Raw genomic sequence first — 18,964 nt, forward strand, 5'->3', positions numbered from 1 at the left:
GCCCCCTAATCTGCTATTTGGCTGGGCTGTTTGCCCAGAATGATCATTGATAAAAGGTCGTCGTCAGTGACGTCCGAGATATCGACAGTCCCAACCAATTTCCCGTTTTTCATCACAGAGGCGCGATCGCATAGCTCCATGACGGCATGCACATCGTGATCGATCAGGAATATTCCGATACCTTGCGCCTTTAGCTGATGGATCAAATCTGCAACCATCTGTGTTTCATGCGGCCCAAGCGCTGCTGTCGGCTCGTCCATAATTAGAATACGCGCATTGAAGTAGACGGCCCGAGCAATCGCCACAGACTGTCTTTGTCCCCCCGACAAGGCGGAGACCGGATCGTTGAACTTTTGAAAGTTCGGGTTGAGCTGCGCCATGATCTTTCGACACTCGGCCTCCATGGCTGCATCGTTGACCAACCCGAAAGGTGTCGTCATCTCGCGCCCCAGGAAAAGATTCGACGTCGCATCCAGATTGTCGGCCAAGGCGAGCGTCTGATAAATAGTCTCGATATTATTCGCCCGGGCGTCACGGGGGTTGCCAATCTCGACCGGCTTGCCATCGATCAGGATCTCACCGTGATCCATTTGATAAGCGCCGGACAATACCTTGATCAAAGTAGACTTTCCGGCCCCGTTGTGGCCAAGCAGTCCTACGACTTCACCCGGATAGAGATCGACCGACACATGGTCGACGGCTTTGATCCCTCCGAAGGAAATCGAAATATCGCGCATCTCGACCAATGGCGGTGCGCCCGATCCTCGACCAGAGTTTGAGGGGGGTTGCTGCGTATCTTGAGCTTGCATCACTTGGCCCCTAGTCGCTTGCGATAGACGATGTCGATGTACACAGCCAGCACGAGAACGCTGCCGACCACGATGTTCTGGAACGGCGCATCCACTCCAACCATGGCCATACCCGATTGAAGCGCTTGCATGATCAATGCGCCAAGGATCGCGCCGTAAATTGTGCCGATACCACCTGACAGAGCGGTCCCACCGATAACGGCAGCGGCGATCACTCTAAGCTCGTCCAGCGTGCCAATATCGTTCGAATGGTTCGCCAGACGCGCCGAGGCGACCACAGCAGAAACGGCGCACAGGAAGCCCATAAGCGCAAAAATCTTCACGGTCAGAAGCCGTGTATTGATGCCGGAAAGCTCTGCTGCATCCGGGTTGCCGCCGGTGGCAAAGATATAGCGTCCAAACCGGGTTTTACGTGCCACGATTGTCAGCGCGACGGCCACGATAATCAGGATGAGGACAGAAATCGGTATGCCGTATCCTACAACCAGCCCCTCTGGCATAGTCTCCCCGCGCGCTTCAAACATACGTTGCAGTCGGCGTGTCGGAATGGCGTAACTGTTTACGATGTAAACGTAACCAAGGATAGCGATTGCGATTATGCCGGCCAGTGTCGCTTCGGCCCAAACGGGTTTCACAGGGAATCCATGAGCCGCTTTCGCGCGTCGGCCACTCCACAAAGCCCAGATGGCGATCGCAGTCGCAAAAAAACCGAACAGCCAGCTTGTGGTTGTTCCCAATGTTCCGTTGGTACCGCCAAACATCAGAAACGTACTATCCAGAGGGCCTATGGTCTGGCCGCTGGTCAAGTACCAAGCCACGTTTCTCCAAACCAGAAACCCACCGAGTGTTACAATGAAAGCCGGTATCGTCAGGTACCCGACCATCCAGCCGTGAAACGCACCAATCAAGGTGCCGACAAACAGCCCGACAATAATGGTAATCGCCCAGGTTGCCGGGTTGTTCAAACCCATACCGAGCACCTGCGGCAAGAGCTCAGTTTGCGTCATTGCCATCACTGCTGACGTTGTTGCCAGTAGTGCTCCGACAGACAAGTCGATGTGCCGCGTAACAATTATGAACACCATCCCGCACGCCATAATGGCAACCGAAACCGTTTGGATAGACAGGTTGAAAAGGTTCCGAGGCGTCAGGAACCGTCCGTCTGTGAAGATGTTGAACCCGATGCACAGGATGACAAACGCGCCGATCATTCCCAAAAGCCGCATATCCAGTTCCAATTGCTGGAACAGGCTGGGTTTTGCTTTTTCTGGTATCGGCTGAGACGAAGTTTCGGTCATTTCCGATCTTTCATTTTCAGCAGTGTTCCCCGGCCCCCAAGAGGGCCAGGGACTTCGAAGTTTAGTTGCAGGGAGCTGGACCGTTTTCAACGCCCTGGCACAAATCCTCCAATGGAATCCATCCAGCATCTACAACGACGGATAGGTTATCCTTGGTGATCGGTACGGGCGCAAGGAATACGGAATTCATCTCGGTGCCACCCGGTGACGTCCAGCTGACTGCACCTTCCACATCAGCTGGGCTTGTGCCGCCACTCAAAGCAACCGCGATCTCGCCAGCTGCTTTACCAAGCTCACGGGCATCTTTCCAAACCGAAACGGTCTGAGTGCCCAACGCGACGCGGTTCAGTGCCGCGTGATCTCCGTCCTGACCTGACACTGGAATACCTTCCATGCCCTGCGCAGTCAGCGCCGCAACGACGCCGCCCGCTGTCCCGTCATTCGACGCAACAACCGCATCCACGTTGTTTTCATTTGCGGTCAGAATCTGCTCCATGTTCCGCTGTGCGTTCGCGGGTAGCCATCCATCTGTATATGCTTCCCCAACGATCACAATGTCTCCGCTGTCTACAGCCGCGCCGATGATCTCTTGCTGCCCACCCCGCAAAAAATCGGCGTTCGGATCAGTAGGAGAACCCTTGATCATGACGTAGTTGCCTTTGGGCATGGCTTCAAAAACAGCCCGGGCCTGCATTCTGCCAACTTCCACGTTGTCGAAAGTTAGATAAAATGCACGGTCGTCCTCAATCAGTCGATCATAAGCGATGACCGGAATACCCTCGTCGGCCGCGGCCTGAACAGCCGGCCCGATGGCCTGCGCGTCCTGCGCCAGAATGATAAGTGCGTCTACACCCTGAGCAATCAGGCTTTCAATGTCCGATAGCTGCTTTGCGGAGGACGATTGCGCGTCCGCCGAAATGTACTCGGCACCCCCTGCTTCAAGCGCAGATTTGATGGCTGCCTCATCAGTTTTCCAACGCTCTTCCTGAAAATTCGACCAGCTTACGCCAACCACAGGCTCCGCGAATGCCGTCGAGGCCAGCAAAGTGGCCACAGCTGAAACGCTGAGAATTCTTTTCATGATTTCCTCCCATTTGCCGAGCCATCATTTCTCGATTCGCGGCTCTCCCAATTCTGAATAGCATATTTATTTCAGTCAGTAAAATATTTAGCCTACAAGACACCTCTAAATTCACTTAAGTTGGGTTCAGAGTAAGATTCGCGAGGGCAAGATGCTGAAAAGCAAAGCGTCTGTGGTTTCCTTGGACCAAAGAAACGCAACCCGCTTGCGGGTGTTAGAACAGATAAGAAGCAAGGGATCCGTGTCACGGATCGATATCGCGTCCGCATTGGAAACCAGTCCTGCCACGATCACCTCAGCGACGGCAGATCTGATCTCGGCGGGGCTGATCAAAGAGATTGAAGGCGAAGCAAAGTCAAAGTCGGGAAAAAGAGGACGACCCAGGGTTTTGCTGCAATTGGACGGCCAGTCGTTCCTTGTCGCAGGTCTGAAGATTGCACGCCAGATGATCTCGGTCATTCTCGTGGATTTTGAAGGGAACGAGGTGACGTCGCACAAGGTCCCGCTTGAAGACGCCCGAATGTTGCCAGCAAACCTAGTTTCGACTATTCGCATGGCCCTTGAAGGCACGTGCCAGCAGGTCGGCCTTTCAATCGGTCACTTGGCTGGCGTTTCAATCGGATTGGCTGGGCAGATCGATGCGGCTAGAAACTTTGTCCACTGGTCGTCTTCGGTGACCGAAAGAAACTTTGATTTCAGCCCTTTACTTGCAAAAGAGCTCCCCTGCCCTGCCTTCGTGGAAAACGACGCCAACCTCGTTGCAAAAGCCGAACAGCTTTTTGGGCTAGGCAAAGGGCTGAAGAACTTTCTTGTTGTCACGATCGAGCATGGTGTTGGCCTCGGCATCGTTTTAGACGGCAGACTCTACCGCGGTGAAAGAGGCTGCGGAGCCGAGTTTGGGCACACCAAAGTGCAACTCGACGGCGCTCTGTGCCAGTGCGGGCAACGTGGATGCCTGGAGGCCTATGTCGGAGATTATGCCTTAATCCGGGAAATGACCGTCACGGGGCAGGCCGATGACATGCAAACGGTCTCGGACATCCATACTCGAGCCAATTCCGGTGATGATAGAGCCGCCTCGGTGCTTGCACGTGCGGGTCAGATGTTTGGTCTTGGAGTGTCCAATCTGATCAATCTGTTCGATCCTCAATGCATCATTGTATCAGGCGCGCAAATGAGCTTTGAACACCTCTGCTCAGCAGAAGTTATGACGCGCATTCGAAATGGCGTGGTGAATGTCGACGCACCCTTGCCTGAAATCAAAGTGCATCACTGGGGAGATCTGATGTGGGCCAAAGGTGCGGCCGCGTACGGGATCGAGCAGGTCTCGATCCTGAAGGTAAAGGAGCTTGCGTCGAATGCGTCCTGAAATTGCGGCACTACTCGTTCTTGTGTCAGCTGCAGATGCCGATACACAGCCTCAATTCAAAACTGTCGACGTGCCCGCTCATATCTACGATGGCGGTTGGGAGCACTTTGTTGGCGGCGGAGTAGCGGTCTTCGATTGTGACGGAGACACGTTACCCGAATTGTTTGTAGCGGGCGGGTCCAATCGATCTCAGCTGTTCAAAAACACTTCTGAGACCGAGGTTTCTTTTTACATTGAGACACCGGATCAGCTGTCCTTAACCGGAGTAACCGGCGCCTACCCATTGGACATTGACGGCGACGGGTTAATGGATCTGGCCATATTGCGCGTGGGCGAAGATGTCCTGCTTCAAGGACAGTTGGATTGTCAGTTCCGTCCCTTCAAAAACATCAAGTTCCGTTCCGAGGATCGCTGGACCACTGGGTTCTCGGCCACATGGGAAGACGACCAATATTTGCCAACTTTGGCATTTGGAACTTACGTGGATCGCTTCGACCCGGAAGGCCCGTTTGAATCCTGCGAACCAACCCTACTCTATCGCCCGAACGGGGGCAGCTACGGCGCCCCCCAGCAGCTAGAACCCAGCTACTGTTCGCTTTCCATTCTGTTTTCCGACTGGGCGCGAACTGGACGTGCGGACCTTCGTGTCAGTAATGACCGCCACTATTATGTGCGCAATGGTCAAGAACAGCTATGGGCGATGGAACATGAGCCGCGGCTGTACTCATCCGAAGACGGATGGCTGCCTTATTCGATCTGGGGTATGGGTATTGCCTCCCGCGATCTGACCGGCGACGGCTTTCCCGAGGTTTATCTGACCTCCATGGGTGACCAGAAGCTTCAGGTGTTTGATCCTGATGCCAACGGCCCGACGTGGCGCGATGCGACCTACGAAAAAGGCACAACTGCCCACAGACCGCATATCGGCAATGACGGAAGGCCGTCGACCGGCTGGCACGCACAGTTTGGAGACGTCAACAATGACGGCCGAGACGACATCTTCGTGACCAAAGGCAATGTCGAGCAAATGCCGGATGCCGCCCTGAACGACCCAAACAACCTTTTGGTTCAGCGCTCGGAAGGTCACTTTATCGAAGCCTCGGCAGAGGCTGGTGTTGCTTCGATGGCGAAGTCTCGCGGTGCCGCGCTAGCAGACCTGAACAACGATGGGAGGCTCGATCTGGTGGTTGTAAACCGAGGATCAAAACTTGACGTCAGTCAAAATATCTCAACGGGCGGCAATTGGCTATTGGTTGATGTTGTTCAGGACAAACCCAACCATGCGGCGGTCGGGGGATTTGTCGAGGTTCAAACCACGCAAGGTTTGCAAACACGTGAAATAACAATTGGCGGCGGACATGCTGGTGGCGTGGCCGGATATCATCATTTCGGCTTGGGACACGAAACCAAAGTGCGGCTTAGGATGATCTGGCCGGATGGAGAAGAAAGTACATGGCAGGACGTCGTGCCGAACCAGATTATCCAATTGCACCGTTGACTTATTGATCTACCGGCAGACCGCTCGGAACTTGGGCCGGCACTCCCAGTCTCTGCGCCGGGTCCTCAAGGCTTGCCAGAAAACTTAAAAGCGCGTCGACCTCCTGATCCGTCAAACTAACCTTTGGCAAACTGTTGGTTTTCGCTATGGCGTCGAGATGTTGCTGATCCAGCAACGGAGTTTCGTCTTCAGAGCCCGGAAAATCTGGCAACAAGGCCATGTCCACCGTGTAGTTTCGCAAGGACGAGACCGGGTCCAGATGGTGGCGCACGATGTCCTCGAGCCGTGCAAAAGCACCATTGTGCCCGTAAGGCGCGGTCAGCGTTACATTGCGGAGAGACGGTGTGCGAAACGCGTACGCATCTTCGACACGACCTGTAACACGTATTCGCCCATCATCGCGAACATGGTTCTCAAACCGCGCGGCCTTTCCGGGCCCGATTTGCGGCAAGGCAATCGAATGAAACTTGTGATCCGTCTGGAACCAGCCTGCGTGGCAGGCACTGCACCCCGCCTTGCCATAAAACAGATTCATGCCAAGTTCGGCGTCTTCGGATAATGTGCCCTCGCCTCGCATCGCGCGATCAAAGGGGCTGTTGTCGGCGCGCCATTCGAATGCGATGAAATCTGCGATCACGTTTGCAATGGCCGTGAATGAGATCTCGCCACCCAACGTAATGCCATCAAAGCGCTGTTTGTATTCTGGGACAGCGGCAACACGTGCCGCAATCAGATCCCACGCGCCGTCTTGTTGCGTCAATAGCCCCAATCGAACCGCTGTACTGACGTCATTTTCCGAGTAATGACCGGCCATTTCGTCTGGCGAAAGAACCGGGAACATCGCCTGCGCTGCCAATGCCGATTGAAAACCGGGCCGCATATGTGTCCCCAAAGGTGTTCTGATCCCGTATGGTTGCGTGGGATCTGCTTCTAGACGTCCATCATGGAAAAACGTCGTGAACTCCGTAGCGCCTAGATTCCAAAGCGCAGGTGAGTTTCTGGGGATGCGTTGTTCCGGGGTATTCCTGGGATCCAGCGTGCGTTCAGTGCCCAAACCCTTGCCGCCTTCCCCAATTCCAAGCGAAAGGCCATCCGACGTGCCAAGCCTGGGATGATGGCAGGTCGCGCAACTGATATTCTTGTTGCCGGACAAAATCGGGTCATAGAAAAGCAACTGTCCCAATTCCACGCGGTCGAAATCGGGTTCAAGGAATGTCGGAGGTGGTCCAAGCTTCTGAGCATTGGCGCCTGTACCAGCGATCAATAGGCTGATGGTGGCAATGAATAAACTAACTCTCATTGCCACCTTCCGAAATCTCGAGTGTGAGAACCTGCCTGTACGGTCTCTCGGGCGTGCAAATGATCGATGGAAACGAAGGAATATTGGACGCGTTCGGGTGCCCTGATGGCTCTATGCACAAACCAGCTGCACCGCGTAGTGGTTTCGCCAGTTGGGCACCCGAATAAACCTGTGCTCCGGGTTGGTCAGAATAGGCAGCCAGAGAAAGACCTGAAGGCGCGGTGAGTTTCGCGACCGGATCTTCCGGATCGCGATCTTGGTCAAAGCAGAAATATTGATCGATCGCCCTTGGAACATGCCCGATCGATCTCGGCGCAGAAAAATCCAATTCGGTGTCCTTGGTCGAGCACACCGCGCCATTCGGAACCCCTTGTTCGTCAAGTTCCAAGTACCTACCTGAGGCGAGTTCCAGTTTGTGTTCGTCAACACCCTTTGAGCTGCCCAATGTATAGTAGTTATGTTGTGCAAGGCTAATCGGCGTAGGGCGGTCAGTATGCCCTGTTAGCGTGTAGATCAACTTTGGGTACCGAAGCGTTACGCTGACCTCAATCCAGACATTGCCCGGAAAACCGTTTTCCACGTCGCGTGAATGGTATTGCAATACCGCTACATTTGATGCGGTCTGCTCAAGGTTCCAGAATTGCTTGGAAAGTCCGTCTGCTCCCCCATGCAGAGTATTTTCCCCCTCATTGGCGCTAAGCTCAAATTCTGCCCCTGCCAACTCAAATCGAGCGCCGCCGATCCGGTTCGCAACACGTCCGACAATTGCACCCATATATGTTGAATCGGTGAAGTACTGGGTTGGGTCATTGAACCCCAAAATAAGCGGTACGTCCTTGTGCCACCAACCCTGTGTGATCGCCCCGTAGTTCAAAATCGAGGCCCGCATGCCCCCATCGATCAGCATAACCGTTTCGACGCGAGAAGGTTTTCCCACTTCAGGCATAATCAAACCGCCAAGGGCGCCAGCGCCTTATAGAATTGCCGATATCGACAGTACTCGCTTTCATATGGTTCAACCAGATCGCTGCGCGGTTCGATGCTTTCCTGAATTATTGGCGGTGTCATGATGTCGTCGGGATTTGCGTTGTTGGCCGCACAAATTGCGAGACGCGCAGCGCCCATGGCCGCTCCGAATTCGCTGCCTTTCGGCACGTCAAGCTGCACATGCAATACGGTCGATAGCGTTTCCAACCAGAACCTCGATCGTGCGCCGCCTCCAACAGCCACCAATTTGGCTGGCGCGGTTCCTGTGCTCTTCAAGGCTTCAAGACAGTCCCGCATAGCAAAGGCGACGCCCTCCATCACAGATTGGGTCAGATCAGCGGGTTCCGATGCGACGTCCACACCCAAGAAAGCTGCCCGAATCTGGCTGTCGTTATGTGGCGTTCGCTCGCCTGAAAGATACGGCAGGAACGTAATCGAAGACGGTCCGACAATGCTCTCAGGTACCATCGACGCCAATTTTTCAACAGGCGCGTTGAGATTGCGCGACAGCCAATTCATACTGTTTGTTGCCGAGAGTATGACCCCCATTTGAATCCACATTTCGGGCACAGCATGGCAAAAGCAGTGTACGGCAGTTTCAGGCGCAGGGGCATAGGCATCCCGAGCGACAAGAAGAACGCCGGACGTGCCCAACGACACGAATCCCGTGCCGTCCTGAATGCTCCCAATACCGCAAGCCGCCGCAGCGTTGTCACCCGCGCCACCCGCCACAACGACAGGGCCAGAAAGCCCCCATGCCTCCCGCAACTCAGTTTTCAGTTCACCGCCCCGGTCATTTCCCTCGACCAAGCGAGGCATTTGGTCCAACCGCATGTGCCCCAAACCCAGCGCCGTTTCTGACCACTGCCGTTTATCAACGGCCAACCATGATGTACCGGCACTATCTGACATGTCCGATAGGTACTCACCCGTCAGCCAAAAACGCAGATAGTCTTTCGGCAATAGAACCTTAGCTGTTTTTGAGAACACATCAGGCTCGTGCGACCGCACCCATTCCAGTTTTGGTGCGGTGAATCCGGGGAAAACAATATTCCCCGATAAGATCCGCATCTGTGGCGTTTGATCGAGCCTTTTTGCCTCGTCAGCCGACCGTGTGTCGTTCCACAGTATGCAGGGTCTCAGGACCTCTCCATCAGCATCCAGCAGTGCCGCTCCATGCATGTGCCCGCTCAGACCAATGCCGCGAAGTTTTGCGAATGCCAGTTCGTTATCCGCACGTAGCTTAGCAACAACCTTAGCGCACGCGTTGATCCAATCTGATGGGTTCTGCTCTGACCAACCTGGTTTTGGCGTCGAAGTAGAAATGCCAGCTTCTGCGTCGCTGACGACGTGACCGGATTCATCGATCAATATGCCTCTGAGGCCCGACGTTCCCAAATCCAACCCAAGATACATTCGGCGCCACCCTTCGAGTTTTATTTTAGTTGGTAAAATTAATCATGGAAGATGCCGTGTCAAGGCGACTGTCGTGCTATTCCAACTTAACCCAAGCCGCATTTCTTGCCGAGCTTTGAACACAAGCTGCGACGAACCTGACGCCATTCAATCCATCCTGAACGGTTGGATAGATCACCGACGGATCAGGTTGTTTGCCACTTCTAAACGCGATTATGGCATCCGCAGCTTCACTGTAGATATTTGCAAACCCCTCTAGATACCCTTCGGGATGGCCGGGGGGCACCCTGCTCAGCCGACTTGCTGCATCTCCTGCACCGGCCCCATTTCGGGTGATCAGGCGCTTTGGTTCGCCATAGGGCGTAAACCAAAGATAGTTCGGGTCTTCCTGCGCCCATTCAAGCCCACCCTTTTCACCATAGACACGCAATCGCAGGGCATTTTCGTTGCCGGGTGCAACTTGAGAGGACCACAGCATCCCACGCGCGCCACCGTCAAACCGCAGCAGGACATGCGCGTTGTCGTCGACTTTGCGCCCCGGCACAAAGGCCTGCAAATCAGCCGCGAGGCTTTCTGCCTTTAAGCCTGTCACAAAGCAGGCGATATTATAGGCATGGGTTCCGATGTCGCCTGTTGATCCCCCTGCGCCCGAACGCTCAGGATCGGTTCGCCATTCGGCCTGCTTGAAATCCTGCTGCTCGGTCAACCAGTCCTGCGGATATTCAACCTGAACTACGCGAATTTTGCCGATCTCCCCATTGGCGACCATCTCACGCGCCTGGCGAACCATTGGATAGCCGGTGTAGTTATGGGTCAGAATGAACAGCGCGTTTGAGTTTTCCACGGCTTTGACCAGCTTTTTTGCATCGGCAAGGGTCGAGGTGAGTGGTTTGTCACAGATCACATGAATTCCGCGCTTCAGGAATTCACGCGCGGCGGCGTAGTGAACGTGATTAGGCGTGACGATTGAAACCGCCTCGATCCCGGATTTCAGCCGGGCTTCTCTTATCGCCATTTGTTTGAAGTCTTCATAGACCCGTTCGAGCCCCAATACCCGTCCGCTTTCAAGAGATTTTTCTGGCGTAGAAGACAAGGCACCGGCAACCAGCTCGAACTTGTCGTCCAGTCGCGCGGCTATGCGATGAACACCGCCTATGAAGGCGTCGTTTCCGCCGCCAACCATTCCAAGTCGAATACGACCAGAGGTTTCTTCACTACGTCCTGTGACCATCACTCAATCCCCAGCATTTTGCGATTGGCCGCTTCGTCTGCGCCACCATCAGCGAAATCATCAAAGGCTTTCTCGGTCACACGGATGATGTGATCGGACACAAATTGAGCGCCTTCACGCGCTCCATCCTCAGGGTGTTTCAGACAGCATTCCCATTCGACAACTGCCCAACCATCAAAGTCATTCGCCGCCATCTTTGAGAAGACCGCACCGAAATCCACTTGGCCATCACCAAGCGATCGGAACCTCCCGGCACGATCAACCCAACTTTGATATCCGGAATAGACGCCTTGCCGACCTGTCGGATTGAATTCAGCGTCTTTGACGTGGAACATCCGGATCCGGTCTTTGTAGATGTCGATATTGTCCAGATAGTCGAGACATTGCAGGACGTAGTGCGACGGGTCGTACAACATACACGCACGCGCATGATTGCCCGTCCGTTCAAGGAACATCTCGTAAGTCACACCGTCATGCAGGTCTTCGCCCGGATGGATTTCATAGCACACATCCACTCCGCAGTCTTCCGCGTGGTTCAGGATGGGGACCCAGCGGCTGGCAAGCTCATCAAAGGCCGTTTCGATGAGGCCAGCGGGGCGTTGCGGCCAGGGATAGACATAAGGCCAGGCCAGTGCGCCAGAGAACGTTGCGTGCGCTGAAATCCCTAGATTCTTTGAGGCTGACAGCGCCTTCTTAACCTGATCCACCGCCCATTCCTGACGGGCTTTTGGATTTCCCCTGACGCTTTCGGCGGCGAAGCCATCGAACGCGGTGTCGTATGCGGGATGCACAGCGACAAGTTGGCCCTGAAGATGCGTGGATAACTCAGTAACCTCGACGCCGTTCTCTTGGGCCTGTCCCTTGAACGCGTCGCAGTAGTCTTTGCTTGAGGCGGCCATTTCAAGGTCAAACAACCGGCCGTCCCAACTGGGCACCTGAACGCCTTTGTACCCACAGTCCGCCGCCCATTTGGTGATGGCATCCCACGAGTTGAAAGGTGCTTCATCTCCAGCGAACTGAGCCAGAAACAACGCCGGGCCTTTTATCGTTTTCATAATGTCTCCTCCCCAAAATACCAACGCCTCTATGGCGGCAAATTTTCCTTCAGATAGATGTCGATGCGGATGCGTTCTTGTGCCTTGTTGAAAGGAACCTTGTCTGACGTTGCACGCAGCAGGCGGACCGCAGATCGTACCAGGTGCCCCGAGTCTTGTGAGATCAACGCATCAAATGTTCCACGGCTTAGCGCGTCGCGGCTAAGCGGCGTAAGCTCGTGGGCAATAATCACCAGATCTTTACTGATTTTGCTGTCTGATAGAAATTGGATCAGTCCGGCGTTGCCTGCGGCGGAAGAGTAGATCCCGACGAGATCTGGGTAGGTCTCAAAAATCTCGGGCATTATCTTGTAGATCAGTTCGGGGTCATCGCGACCTTCGACCGACGCCACAACTTCGAGATGCGGAAAATCTTCGGCAATAACAAGATCGAAACCCTGCCGTCGTTCCAAATGATCCCGAGCCAAGCGCGAGCCGGTCAGGACCAACACCTTGCCCTTGCGATGCACGAAGCGCCCCATCAGTTGAGCAGCCGTGCGACCGGCTGATACGTTGTCAATGCCAACGAAATGGTCGCGGTCCGAACTGGGAAGGTCGGACACCAAAGCCACTACCGGAACGCCTTTGTCCCGGACCCTTTTCACAGCGTCGCGCACAGAAGGTGTTTCCGGGCCGAAAACGGCGACACCATCGACATCCCGGCTGTCCAAAGCATCTAAAATTTCGACTATTTCCTGGGGATCAAACGGAGCCACCCGTTGAATTTTCATCCTTGTCCGCTCGATGAACTGATCGCGTGATTGTTCTAAAATTTGCTTGCTGAGCGCTTCAACAAACTCATTGTCCGTATCTGGCAGGACGAACAAAAAGTTATAAACACGCTGTCGCGCAAGATTGGCTGCAGCAGTATCGCGGACATAGCCAAGCTCATCGATTGCCTGTTGAACCTTTTTTACGGTTACGGCGCGAACGCCCGGTCGCCTGTTTAGGACCCGATCGACGGTTGCCAGGCTAACACCCGCAACACGCGCGATGTCATTCACAGTTGGTTTATTCACCAATTCTAGTTTGTGTTTTTGATCTTCCACGAATCGTTCAGCCTTTGATTTCCTGCGCCAACCCCTCGAACAGCAAGGCGACGGCTTCAGCGCCAGGATCGTTGTTTCCCATCAGGTTTTCCGCGGGAACATAGGCGGCCCGACCGGCCTTGGCACGGTGAATATTCGCGGTACTGTCCGCACCTGCGCGCGCCGCCTTTGCAGCTTGGGCCAAACCCGAGGGCAAAGCGTCCAGCGCGGGTGCCAATGCATCGATCATCGTTCTGTCCCCAACTTTGGCCCCGCCAACCTGGCTGACGCGGTTCAAACCTTCCACAAGGGATTTCGGGATTGACGCGCCGCTGGCACAGGCGTCTCCTGCAGCATTGAAGAAGATGGCAAGTATTACGCCTGAAGAACCGCCCATTGTCTGGCTGAGTTCGTTACCCAAAGCCGGGAAGAGTTGCGTCAAATCTGCAAGGGGCATTCGGTCCAGACTACCCTGCAATGCCCGTGCCGCTGTTGCCAATGTGCTGCCAGTATCGCCATCGCCGGATTTGGCATCCAACTCGTTCAGGTCCTTCTCGGCATTAATCAGCAATTCGGACAAACGCGTAATTGTTTCCTTTGTGGCTGGATTGTTCGAGGGAATAGGATCAATTGGGGTCAAGCCATCGGGCAGCGGCGCAACTTGAATTGGGCCGACCGCGTTGACGCCAGGCCATGCCGCCAGAGCGACCGGAGATTCAAGGGCCGACAATTCGCCCTGACTGACGGGCAACACAGAAACAGAAAACCCGTGCATGTCTAGCGATGTCATCATTGGCGCAGGTCCAATGACATGACGGGCCAACCCGGTTTCGGACAATGCATGTGTCAGAACGGACATTTCCAATGGCGTTGTCGACCCAAGGTTGTTGATCAACGCGACACATTCCCCAGAGCTAACCCGTTGTTTCAACTTTTCCACGATGGTGGACATAGCCGTAACCGCGTTCGCAAAATCCACCTGCTCGACACCCGGTTCGCCATGGATACCCAACCCTAACTCCGCTTTGCCCGGCGCGATCCTGTCCTCTTTCGGAGACCCCGGAACGGTACAGGTGTCCAAACTCATACCGATGCTGACGACCTTGGCTATGGTGCGTCTCGCTGCGGCGGTGACGGTGTCCAGGTCAGCACCGCTTTCGGCGAGCGCGCCTGCAATTTTGTGTACGAACAAGGTCCCCGCCACACCGCGCGGCTGCGGCAGGTCTGGCAAGGCGATGTCATCATCCACCACGACCATCTCAACCTTGCGCCCTAAAGCACGGGCACGCTCCGCCGCTAGCCCAAAGTTCAACCGATCGCCCGTATAATTCTTGACGATCAGCAAACACCCCGCCTCACCAGTCACAGCGAGAATACCCGCAAGAACCGCTTCGACTGAGGGTGATGCAAACACTTCTCCACACACGGCTGCTGTCAGCATGCCAGCCCCGACAAAGCCCGCATGAGCAGGCTCATGACCAGACCCGCCGCCAGACACCAAAGCCACCTTCGATTTGTCCCAGTCCGAGCGGTAAACCACCTTGATATGCGGGTAGCCGTCCAATCGGGTCAATGCGCCGCCGGAAGACGCCAAAAGGCCGTCTATCGCCTCTGTTACAAGGGTTTCTTTTGTGTTGAGGAACTGGGCCATGCTTTTGCTCCTTAAGTCACGCGCGCGCCAGAGGCGTCAAAATACAATGGGTTGTGAGGGCGTATTTTTATCGTTTGCCCTGCGGGGTAATCCTGATGAATATCGATCAAGGTCACGACCGAATGGCCGTTCAAATCCAGGTGCAATCGCGTTTGGTCCCCCAGGTGTTCGGCACGAATAACACGGGCATCACTGCCCTCACCTTGCACGATATTCTCTGGACGCAAGCCAATCTGAGGGCCTTTGTGATCCCCTCCAAACAATTCGGATGGCAGAATGTTGATCCGCGGCAACCCCAACCTGCTGGCAACATAAACACTGCGCGGGTTTTCGTAGATGTCCCGAGGCGTGCCGTATTGCACCAACCTGCCCTCCTCCAGCACGCCAATATGCGTTGCCATCGTCATGGCCTCGACCTGATCATGGGTTACGTACAATAGGGTGGAACCAAGGTCTGCCTGGATTCTTTTCAACTCCACGCGCAAGTCCGCACGCAATTTGGCATCCAACGAGCTAAGTGGCTCGTCCATGAGAAAAATCTGTGGATCGCGCACCAGCGCCCGCCCGATTGAAACGCGCTGCATTTCGCCGCCAGACAGTTCGGTGGCTTTGTTGTCCAATTTGTGCGGGATCTGGAGAATGTCCGCGACTTCGTTGACCTTCCTCGTGATCTCATCCTCTGGCGTCTTCAGGATCGGCGAACGCAGAGGGAAAGACAGGTTTTCGCGCACTGTCATATGCGGGTACAGCGAGTATTGCTGGAAGACCATCGCCACATCGCGTTGGGCAGGTGTATCTAATCCAACGTCACGCCCGGCAATGCGCACCGTTCCTGAGTCCAGTTTCTCAAGTCCGGATATCAATCTCAGTGTCGTTGTTTTTCCTGCACCTGTCGGGCCCAACAACACCACAAAGGCCCCGTTGGGGATCGTCATTGAGATATCATCCACTGCTTTGAGATTGCCGAAGGATTTCGAGATGTTTTCCAAAACGACTTCAGCCATTGCTTAGTACCTCGTCGTTTAGGGCAGACCTCAACGCGCGCCCGGTAGATTTGTCAAATAGGGTTACTGCGGGTGAGCGGAACTCCAATCCCACTGTCTCGCCGGGATTAACGGTTTCGCGCGCATCAATCCGGGCTTTCAGCTCTCCGTTCGGGCTTTGCAGCGTCACGATCTGGGTGGTTCCCAAATATTCTGCGGCCAGTACTTTGGCCCGGTAGGTGCTCGCATCCGATAGAAAAACGTGCTCGGGGCGAACGCCGAAAACCAAGTCACCTTCCGCCCCTTCCATCAGTTTGGGCACGGCTTCGTCATGGCCATTCAGTCGTACCATTTCCGAACCAGGCTCGACCTTTCCCTGAAACGGCAGGAAGTTCATCGAAGGAGACCCGATAAAATCCGCAACAAACATCGTCGCTGGCTTGTCGTAGATTTCCTGAGGTGTGCCAAACTGCTCAATTACGGCGTTGTTCATCACGACGATTTTGTCGCCCATCTGCATGGCTTCCAACTGGTCATGTGTGACATACACCGTAGTTGCACCCATGCGATCATGAAGGGCGCGTAGTTCTTCGGCCATATGCTCGCGAAACTCAGCATCCAATGCGCCAAGAGGTTCGTCCATCATGAAGGCTTTGGGCTCCCTGACAATCGCGCGACCCAGCGCCACGCGCTGCCTGTCGCCGCCTGACAGTCCACCTACCGGGCTATCGAGGATGTCCTTGATCCCCAGAATTCCTGCGACTTCCTCTACTTTGGCTTTGACAGCAGCACGCGGCATGCCCTGCGATATCAACGGGTAGCTTATGTTCTTGCGCACGTTCATGTGCGGATACAGCGCGAACATCTGGAACACGAAGGCAATGTCTCGTTCTGATGGTGGCCGCTGGCTGATCTCTTCACCGTCCAGATAGATTTCGCCCGACGTTGGAAGCTCCAACCCTGCGATCATCCGCAGCGTCGTCGTCTTTCCGCAGCCGGATGGGCCCAGCAGCATGAAAAACTCACCATCCTCGATTGTGAACGAGCTTTCGCGGACAGCCGTGAAATCACCGAACATCTTCTTTACGTTTTTGACTACGATCTGGGCCATTTCTACTCCGGGAAATGGCTGACGATGATGAACATGACGGTTCCGATCAGCGTGACGATGAAAGAGTAAGTGAAAGCCCAAAGGACAAAGGGCTGCATCAGCATAAAGACACCCAGTGCGATAAGGATGGTTGCGACCATCTCCCACGGGCCGCGGCGGAGCCGCATCAATCCGGTTAGAAAATCGCTCATTTGCGTACGGCTCCGAATGTGATCCCACGCAGCAAATGTTTGCGCATCAGGATGGTGAAAATCATGACGGGGATTAGGAAGATCGTTGCGCCAGCGGCAACTGCAGGCCAATCCAGTCCACCAATACCGATGATGGTTGGAATGAAAGGCGGCGCGGTCTGAGCGTTCGCGGATGTCAGCAGCACGGCAAACGCGTATTCATTCCAAGCGAAGATCAGGCAGAAGATCGCAGTTGACGCGATGCCTGTGGCGGCTTGTGGCAGCACAACTTTGTAAAATGCCTGAAAACGGGTGTATCCGTCGATCAGCGCCGCTTCTTCGTACTCCCGCGGGATTTCGTCGATGAACCCTTTCAGCAACCAAACAGCGAGCGAGATATTCACACCCGTATAGAGCAGGATCATTCCCAGATGCGTATCGCTCAGCCCAAGGTTCCTGAACATCAGGAAGATTGGGATGGCGACAGCGACCGGGGGCATCATCCTGGTACTCAGGATGAAGAACAAAAGGTCATCCTTGAGCGGAACCTTGAACCTGCTGAACGCATAGGCGGCCAGCGTACCAAGGAAGATGCTCAAGAACGTCGAGCCGAATCCGATGATAACCGAATTCATAAAGCGTTCGCCGAACTTTGATGGCCCCACAATCACCATGTCATATTGGCGGACGATCTCATCGGCCCAGTTCTGCGGCGGGTTGGCCTCCAGAAACTCCTGCGTTTGCCGAGTACGTGTGGTGAAGAGATTCACATAGCCTTCTAGCGTTGGGTCAAAGACGACTTTGGGCGGGTAGCTGATCGCATCGGCCGGGGACTTGAAGCCAGTCAGCAAAATCCAAACCAGCGGGATCATCGTGATCAGCGCATAAGTGATGACCAGAAACCCGGCGATCCACTTGGACCGGTTCGAAGGTTCAGTGACGGAAAAACTGCTCATCTCTGTTTCACCTTGTTCAGGGCTTTAACGTAGATCGACGCAAGGCCGAACACGGTGACGAAAAGGATGATCGCATAGGCCGAGGCATAACCTGTACGCCACTTTTCAAACGCCTCTCGTTTTAGATTGATCGAGGTGAGTTCCGTAACAGAACCCGGACCACCGCCAGTTAGCTGAACCACTAGGTCGAACATCTTGAAGTTCTCAATTCCCCGGAACAGCACCGCCAACATAAGGAACGGCAGCACCATCGGGATGGTAATCGTAAAGAACTGCCGCAGCTTGCTGGCCCTGTCGATCTCAGCCGCCTCGTATATGTAATCGGGAATGCTGCGCAGACCGGCCAGACAGATCAGCATCACGAAGGGGGTCCACATCCAGGTGTCGACAATCACAATCGCCCATGGGGCCAACGTGACTGATCCTAGCATTTCAAAGCTCGATGGGTCCTTGCCGGTAAACCAGGACACGATGTAATTGAACAGGCCGATCTGAGGTTGATACAGGAACTTCCAGAAGTTTCCAACAACCGCCGGAGACAGCATCATCGGCAGCACGATGATCGTAGTCCAAAGATCGTTGCCTTTGAATTTTTTGTTGATCAACCATGCCAGCGTGAACCCGATCAAAACCTGGAAAAAGATCGTCCAGAACAGGAAATGCGCAGTGGCCTGCATGTTCAGCCAGGTGTCCGAGTCCGTCAGGATACGCTCGTAATTCCTGAACCCGACATCTTTGACTTCACGCCCGATCCGGTTGGCCTTGTAATTGGTAAAGCTCAGTTGGATGGTCCAGATCAACGGAAAGATATTGATCGCCAGCAATAGAAAAATCGTTGGGGAGATGAATATCCAGGCGATCGCGCGGTCGGATAATCCTCGGATTTTTCGCGCAACTCGCTCGGGCGTTGCCTGCGCAACGCGATCTACGGTCCTGTCAGACATCTCTTTGCCAGTTCTTGTTGGTTTCGGACTCACGGGTG

The 18,964-nt window shown here is 54.6% G+C and carries 17 protein-coding genes; 2 read left to right on the top strand and 15 right to left on the bottom strand.

Annotated elements, in window-relative coordinates:
• Positions 1 to 5: 5 nt before the first annotated feature.
• The 3 genes from ACR0LN_RS13890 to xylF form a co-directional block, all read right to left on the bottom strand.
• Complete coding sequence (locus ACR0LN_RS13890; RefSeq protein WP_480430406.1) at positions 6 to 809, bottom strand: ATP-binding cassette domain-containing protein; 804 nt, start codon at positions 807 to 809, stop codon at positions 6 to 8.
• Positions 809 to 2,107 carry a sugar ABC transporter permease gene (locus ACR0LN_RS13895; protein ID WP_480430407.1) on the bottom strand — a complete coding sequence of 433 codons (1,299 nt, stop codon included), beginning with the start codon at positions 2,105 to 2,107 and terminating at the stop codon, positions 809 to 811. Before ACR0LN_RS13895 ends, ACR0LN_RS13890 begins: the two co-directional genes overlap by 1 nt.
• 61 nt (positions 2,108 to 2,168) lie before the next feature.
• On the bottom strand, positions 2,169 to 3,188 hold the full coding sequence (xylF, locus tag ACR0LN_RS13900) for a D-xylose ABC transporter substrate-binding protein (protein ID WP_480430408.1): 1,020 nt from the start codon (positions 3,186 to 3,188) through the stop codon (positions 2,169 to 2,171).
• Between the two features lie 151 nt (positions 3,189 to 3,339).
• Here xylF and ACR0LN_RS13905 point away from each other — a divergent pair, with 151 nt between their 5' ends.
• A complete protein-coding gene (locus ACR0LN_RS13905) occupies positions 3,340 to 4,557 on the top strand; it encodes an ROK family protein (RefSeq protein WP_480430410.1) in 1,218 nt (405 codons plus the stop codon).
• Positions 4,547 to 6,055 (top strand): CRTAC1 family protein, encoded by a 1,509-nt coding sequence (locus ACR0LN_RS13910; RefSeq protein WP_480430412.1) that lies wholly within the window; start codon positions 4,547 to 4,549, stop codon positions 6,053 to 6,055. The genes ACR0LN_RS13905 and ACR0LN_RS13910 overlap by 11 nt, the downstream gene beginning before the upstream one ends.
• Before the next feature lies 1 nt (position 6,056).
• Here the strand turns inward: ACR0LN_RS13910 and ACR0LN_RS13915 are convergent, their stop codons facing one another.
• The 12 genes from ACR0LN_RS13915 to ACR0LN_RS13970 form a co-directional block, all read right to left on the bottom strand.
• The gene (locus ACR0LN_RS13915) at positions 6,057 to 7,355 is read right to left on the bottom strand and encodes a cytochrome-c peroxidase (RefSeq protein ID WP_480430414.1); all 1,299 of its coding nucleotides are present in this window, start codon (positions 7,353 to 7,355) and stop codon (positions 6,057 to 6,059) included.
• Positions 7,345 to 8,301, bottom strand: coding sequence for an aldose epimerase family protein (locus tag ACR0LN_RS13920; RefSeq protein WP_480430415.1), 957 nt, complete (start codon positions 8,299 to 8,301; stop codon positions 7,345 to 7,347). Before ACR0LN_RS13920 ends, ACR0LN_RS13915 begins: the two co-directional genes overlap by 11 nt.
• A gap of 2 nt (positions 8,302 to 8,303) precedes the next feature.
• Complete coding sequence (xylB, locus tag ACR0LN_RS13925; protein ID WP_480430416.1) at positions 8,304 to 9,758, bottom strand: xylulokinase; 1,455 nt, start codon at positions 9,756 to 9,758, stop codon at positions 8,304 to 8,306.
• Between the two features lie 76 nt (positions 9,759 to 9,834).
• Positions 9,835 to 10,989 carry a Gfo/Idh/MocA family protein gene (locus tag ACR0LN_RS13930; protein WP_480430417.1) on the bottom strand — a complete coding sequence of 385 codons (1,155 nt, stop codon included), beginning with the start codon at positions 10,987 to 10,989 and terminating at the stop codon, positions 9,835 to 9,837.
• Complete coding sequence (locus ACR0LN_RS13935; protein WP_480430418.1) at positions 10,989 to 12,044, bottom strand: sugar phosphate isomerase/epimerase family protein; 1,056 nt, start codon at positions 12,042 to 12,044, stop codon at positions 10,989 to 10,991. The genes ACR0LN_RS13930 and ACR0LN_RS13935 overlap by 1 nt, the downstream gene beginning before the upstream one ends.
• 29 nt (positions 12,045 to 12,073) lie before the next feature.
• A complete protein-coding gene (locus ACR0LN_RS13940) occupies positions 12,074 to 13,132 on the bottom strand; it encodes a LacI family DNA-binding transcriptional regulator (RefSeq protein WP_480430420.1) in 1,059 nt (352 codons plus the stop codon).
• Positions 13,133 to 13,139: 7 nt separating this feature from the next.
• Positions 13,140 to 14,762, bottom strand: coding sequence for a dihydroxyacetone kinase subunit DhaK (locus ACR0LN_RS13945; protein ID WP_480430422.1), 1,623 nt, complete (start codon positions 14,760 to 14,762; stop codon positions 13,140 to 13,142).
• A gap of 11 nt (positions 14,763 to 14,773) precedes the next feature.
• Positions 14,774 to 15,766, bottom strand: a complete 993-nt coding sequence (locus ACR0LN_RS13950; RefSeq protein ID WP_480430424.1) for an ABC transporter ATP-binding protein — start codon at positions 15,764 to 15,766, stop codon at positions 14,774 to 14,776.
• Positions 15,759 to 16,856: an ABC transporter ATP-binding protein gene (locus ACR0LN_RS13955; protein WP_480430425.1), complete on the bottom strand. Its 1,098-nt coding sequence runs from the start codon at positions 16,854 to 16,856 to the stop codon at positions 15,759 to 15,761. Before ACR0LN_RS13955 ends, ACR0LN_RS13950 begins: the two co-directional genes overlap by 8 nt.
• Positions 16,857 to 16,858: 2 nt before the next feature.
• The gene (locus ACR0LN_RS13960; protein ID WP_010442360.1) at positions 16,859 to 17,047 is read right to left on the bottom strand and encodes a hypothetical protein; all 189 of its coding nucleotides are present in this window, start codon (positions 17,045 to 17,047) and stop codon (positions 16,859 to 16,861) included.
• The gene (locus tag ACR0LN_RS13965) at positions 17,044 to 17,982 is read right to left on the bottom strand and encodes a carbohydrate ABC transporter permease (RefSeq protein ID WP_010442361.1); all 939 of its coding nucleotides are present in this window, start codon (positions 17,980 to 17,982) and stop codon (positions 17,044 to 17,046) included. The genes ACR0LN_RS13960 and ACR0LN_RS13965 overlap by 4 nt, the downstream gene beginning before the upstream one ends.
• A complete protein-coding gene (locus ACR0LN_RS13970) occupies positions 17,979 to 18,926 on the bottom strand; it encodes a carbohydrate ABC transporter permease (RefSeq protein ID WP_170690866.1) in 948 nt (315 codons plus the stop codon). Before ACR0LN_RS13970 ends, ACR0LN_RS13965 begins: the two co-directional genes overlap by 4 nt.
• Positions 18,927 to 18,964 lie beyond the last annotated feature (38 nt).

The sequence above is a fragment of the Ruegeria sp. AA6 genome, assembly GCF_056542865.1.

What these genes read in the sequence shown, in the direction of transcription:
- ACR0LN_RS13910 (WP_480430412.1), top strand. Translation starts at nt 4,547, where the DNA reads ATGCGTCCTGAAATTGCGGCACTACTCGTTCTTGTGTCAGCTGCAGAT.
- ACR0LN_RS13945 (WP_480430422.1), bottom strand. Translation starts at nt 14,762, where the DNA reads ATGGCCCAGTTCCTCAACACAAAAGAAACCCTTGTAACAGAGGCGATA.
- ACR0LN_RS13920 (WP_480430415.1), bottom strand. Translation starts at nt 8,301, where the DNA reads ATGCCTGAAGTGGGAAAACCTTCTCGCGTCGAAACGGTTATGCTGATC.
- ACR0LN_RS13955 (WP_480430425.1), bottom strand. Translation starts at nt 16,856, where the DNA reads ATGGCCCAGATCGTAGTCAAAAACGTAAAGAAGATGTTCGGTGATTTC.
- ACR0LN_RS13935 (WP_480430418.1), bottom strand. Translation starts at nt 12,044, where the DNA reads ATGAAAACGATAAAAGGCCCGGCGTTGTTTCTGGCTCAGTTCGCTGGA.
- ACR0LN_RS13930 (WP_480430417.1), bottom strand. Translation starts at nt 10,989, where the DNA reads ATGGTCACAGGACGTAGTGAAGAAACCTCTGGTCGTATTCGACTTGGA.
- ACR0LN_RS13970 (WP_170690866.1), bottom strand. Translation starts at nt 18,926, where the DNA reads ATGTCTGACAGGACCGTAGATCGCGTTGCGCAGGCAACGCCCGAGCGA.
- ACR0LN_RS13895 (WP_480430407.1), bottom strand. Translation starts at nt 2,107, where the DNA reads ATGACCGAAACTTCGTCTCAGCCGATACCAGAAAAAGCAAAACCCAGC.
- xylF (WP_480430408.1), bottom strand. Translation starts at nt 3,188, where the DNA reads ATGAAAAGAATTCTCAGCGTTTCAGCTGTGGCCACTTTGCTGGCCTCG.
- ACR0LN_RS13905 (WP_480430410.1), top strand. Translation starts at nt 3,340, where the DNA reads ATGCTGAAAAGCAAAGCGTCTGTGGTTTCCTTGGACCAAAGAAACGCA.
- ACR0LN_RS13960 (WP_010442360.1), bottom strand. Translation starts at nt 17,047, where the DNA reads ATGAGCGATTTTCTAACCGGATTGATGCGGCTCCGCCGCGGCCCGTGG.
- ACR0LN_RS13950 (WP_480430424.1), bottom strand. Translation starts at nt 15,766, where the DNA reads ATGGCTGAAGTCGTTTTGGAAAACATCTCGAAATCCTTCGGCAATCTC.
- ACR0LN_RS13890 (WP_480430406.1), bottom strand. Translation starts at nt 809, where the DNA reads ATGCAAGCTCAAGATACGCAGCAACCCCCCTCAAACTCTGGTCGAGGA.
- xylB (WP_480430416.1), bottom strand. Translation starts at nt 9,758, where the DNA reads ATGTATCTTGGGTTGGATTTGGGAACGTCGGGCCTCAGAGGCATATTG.
- ACR0LN_RS13965 (WP_010442361.1), bottom strand. Translation starts at nt 17,982, where the DNA reads ATGAGCAGTTTTTCCGTCACTGAACCTTCGAACCGGTCCAAGTGGATC.
- ACR0LN_RS13915 (WP_480430414.1), bottom strand. Translation starts at nt 7,355, where the DNA reads ATGAGAGTTAGTTTATTCATTGCCACCATCAGCCTATTGATCGCTGGT.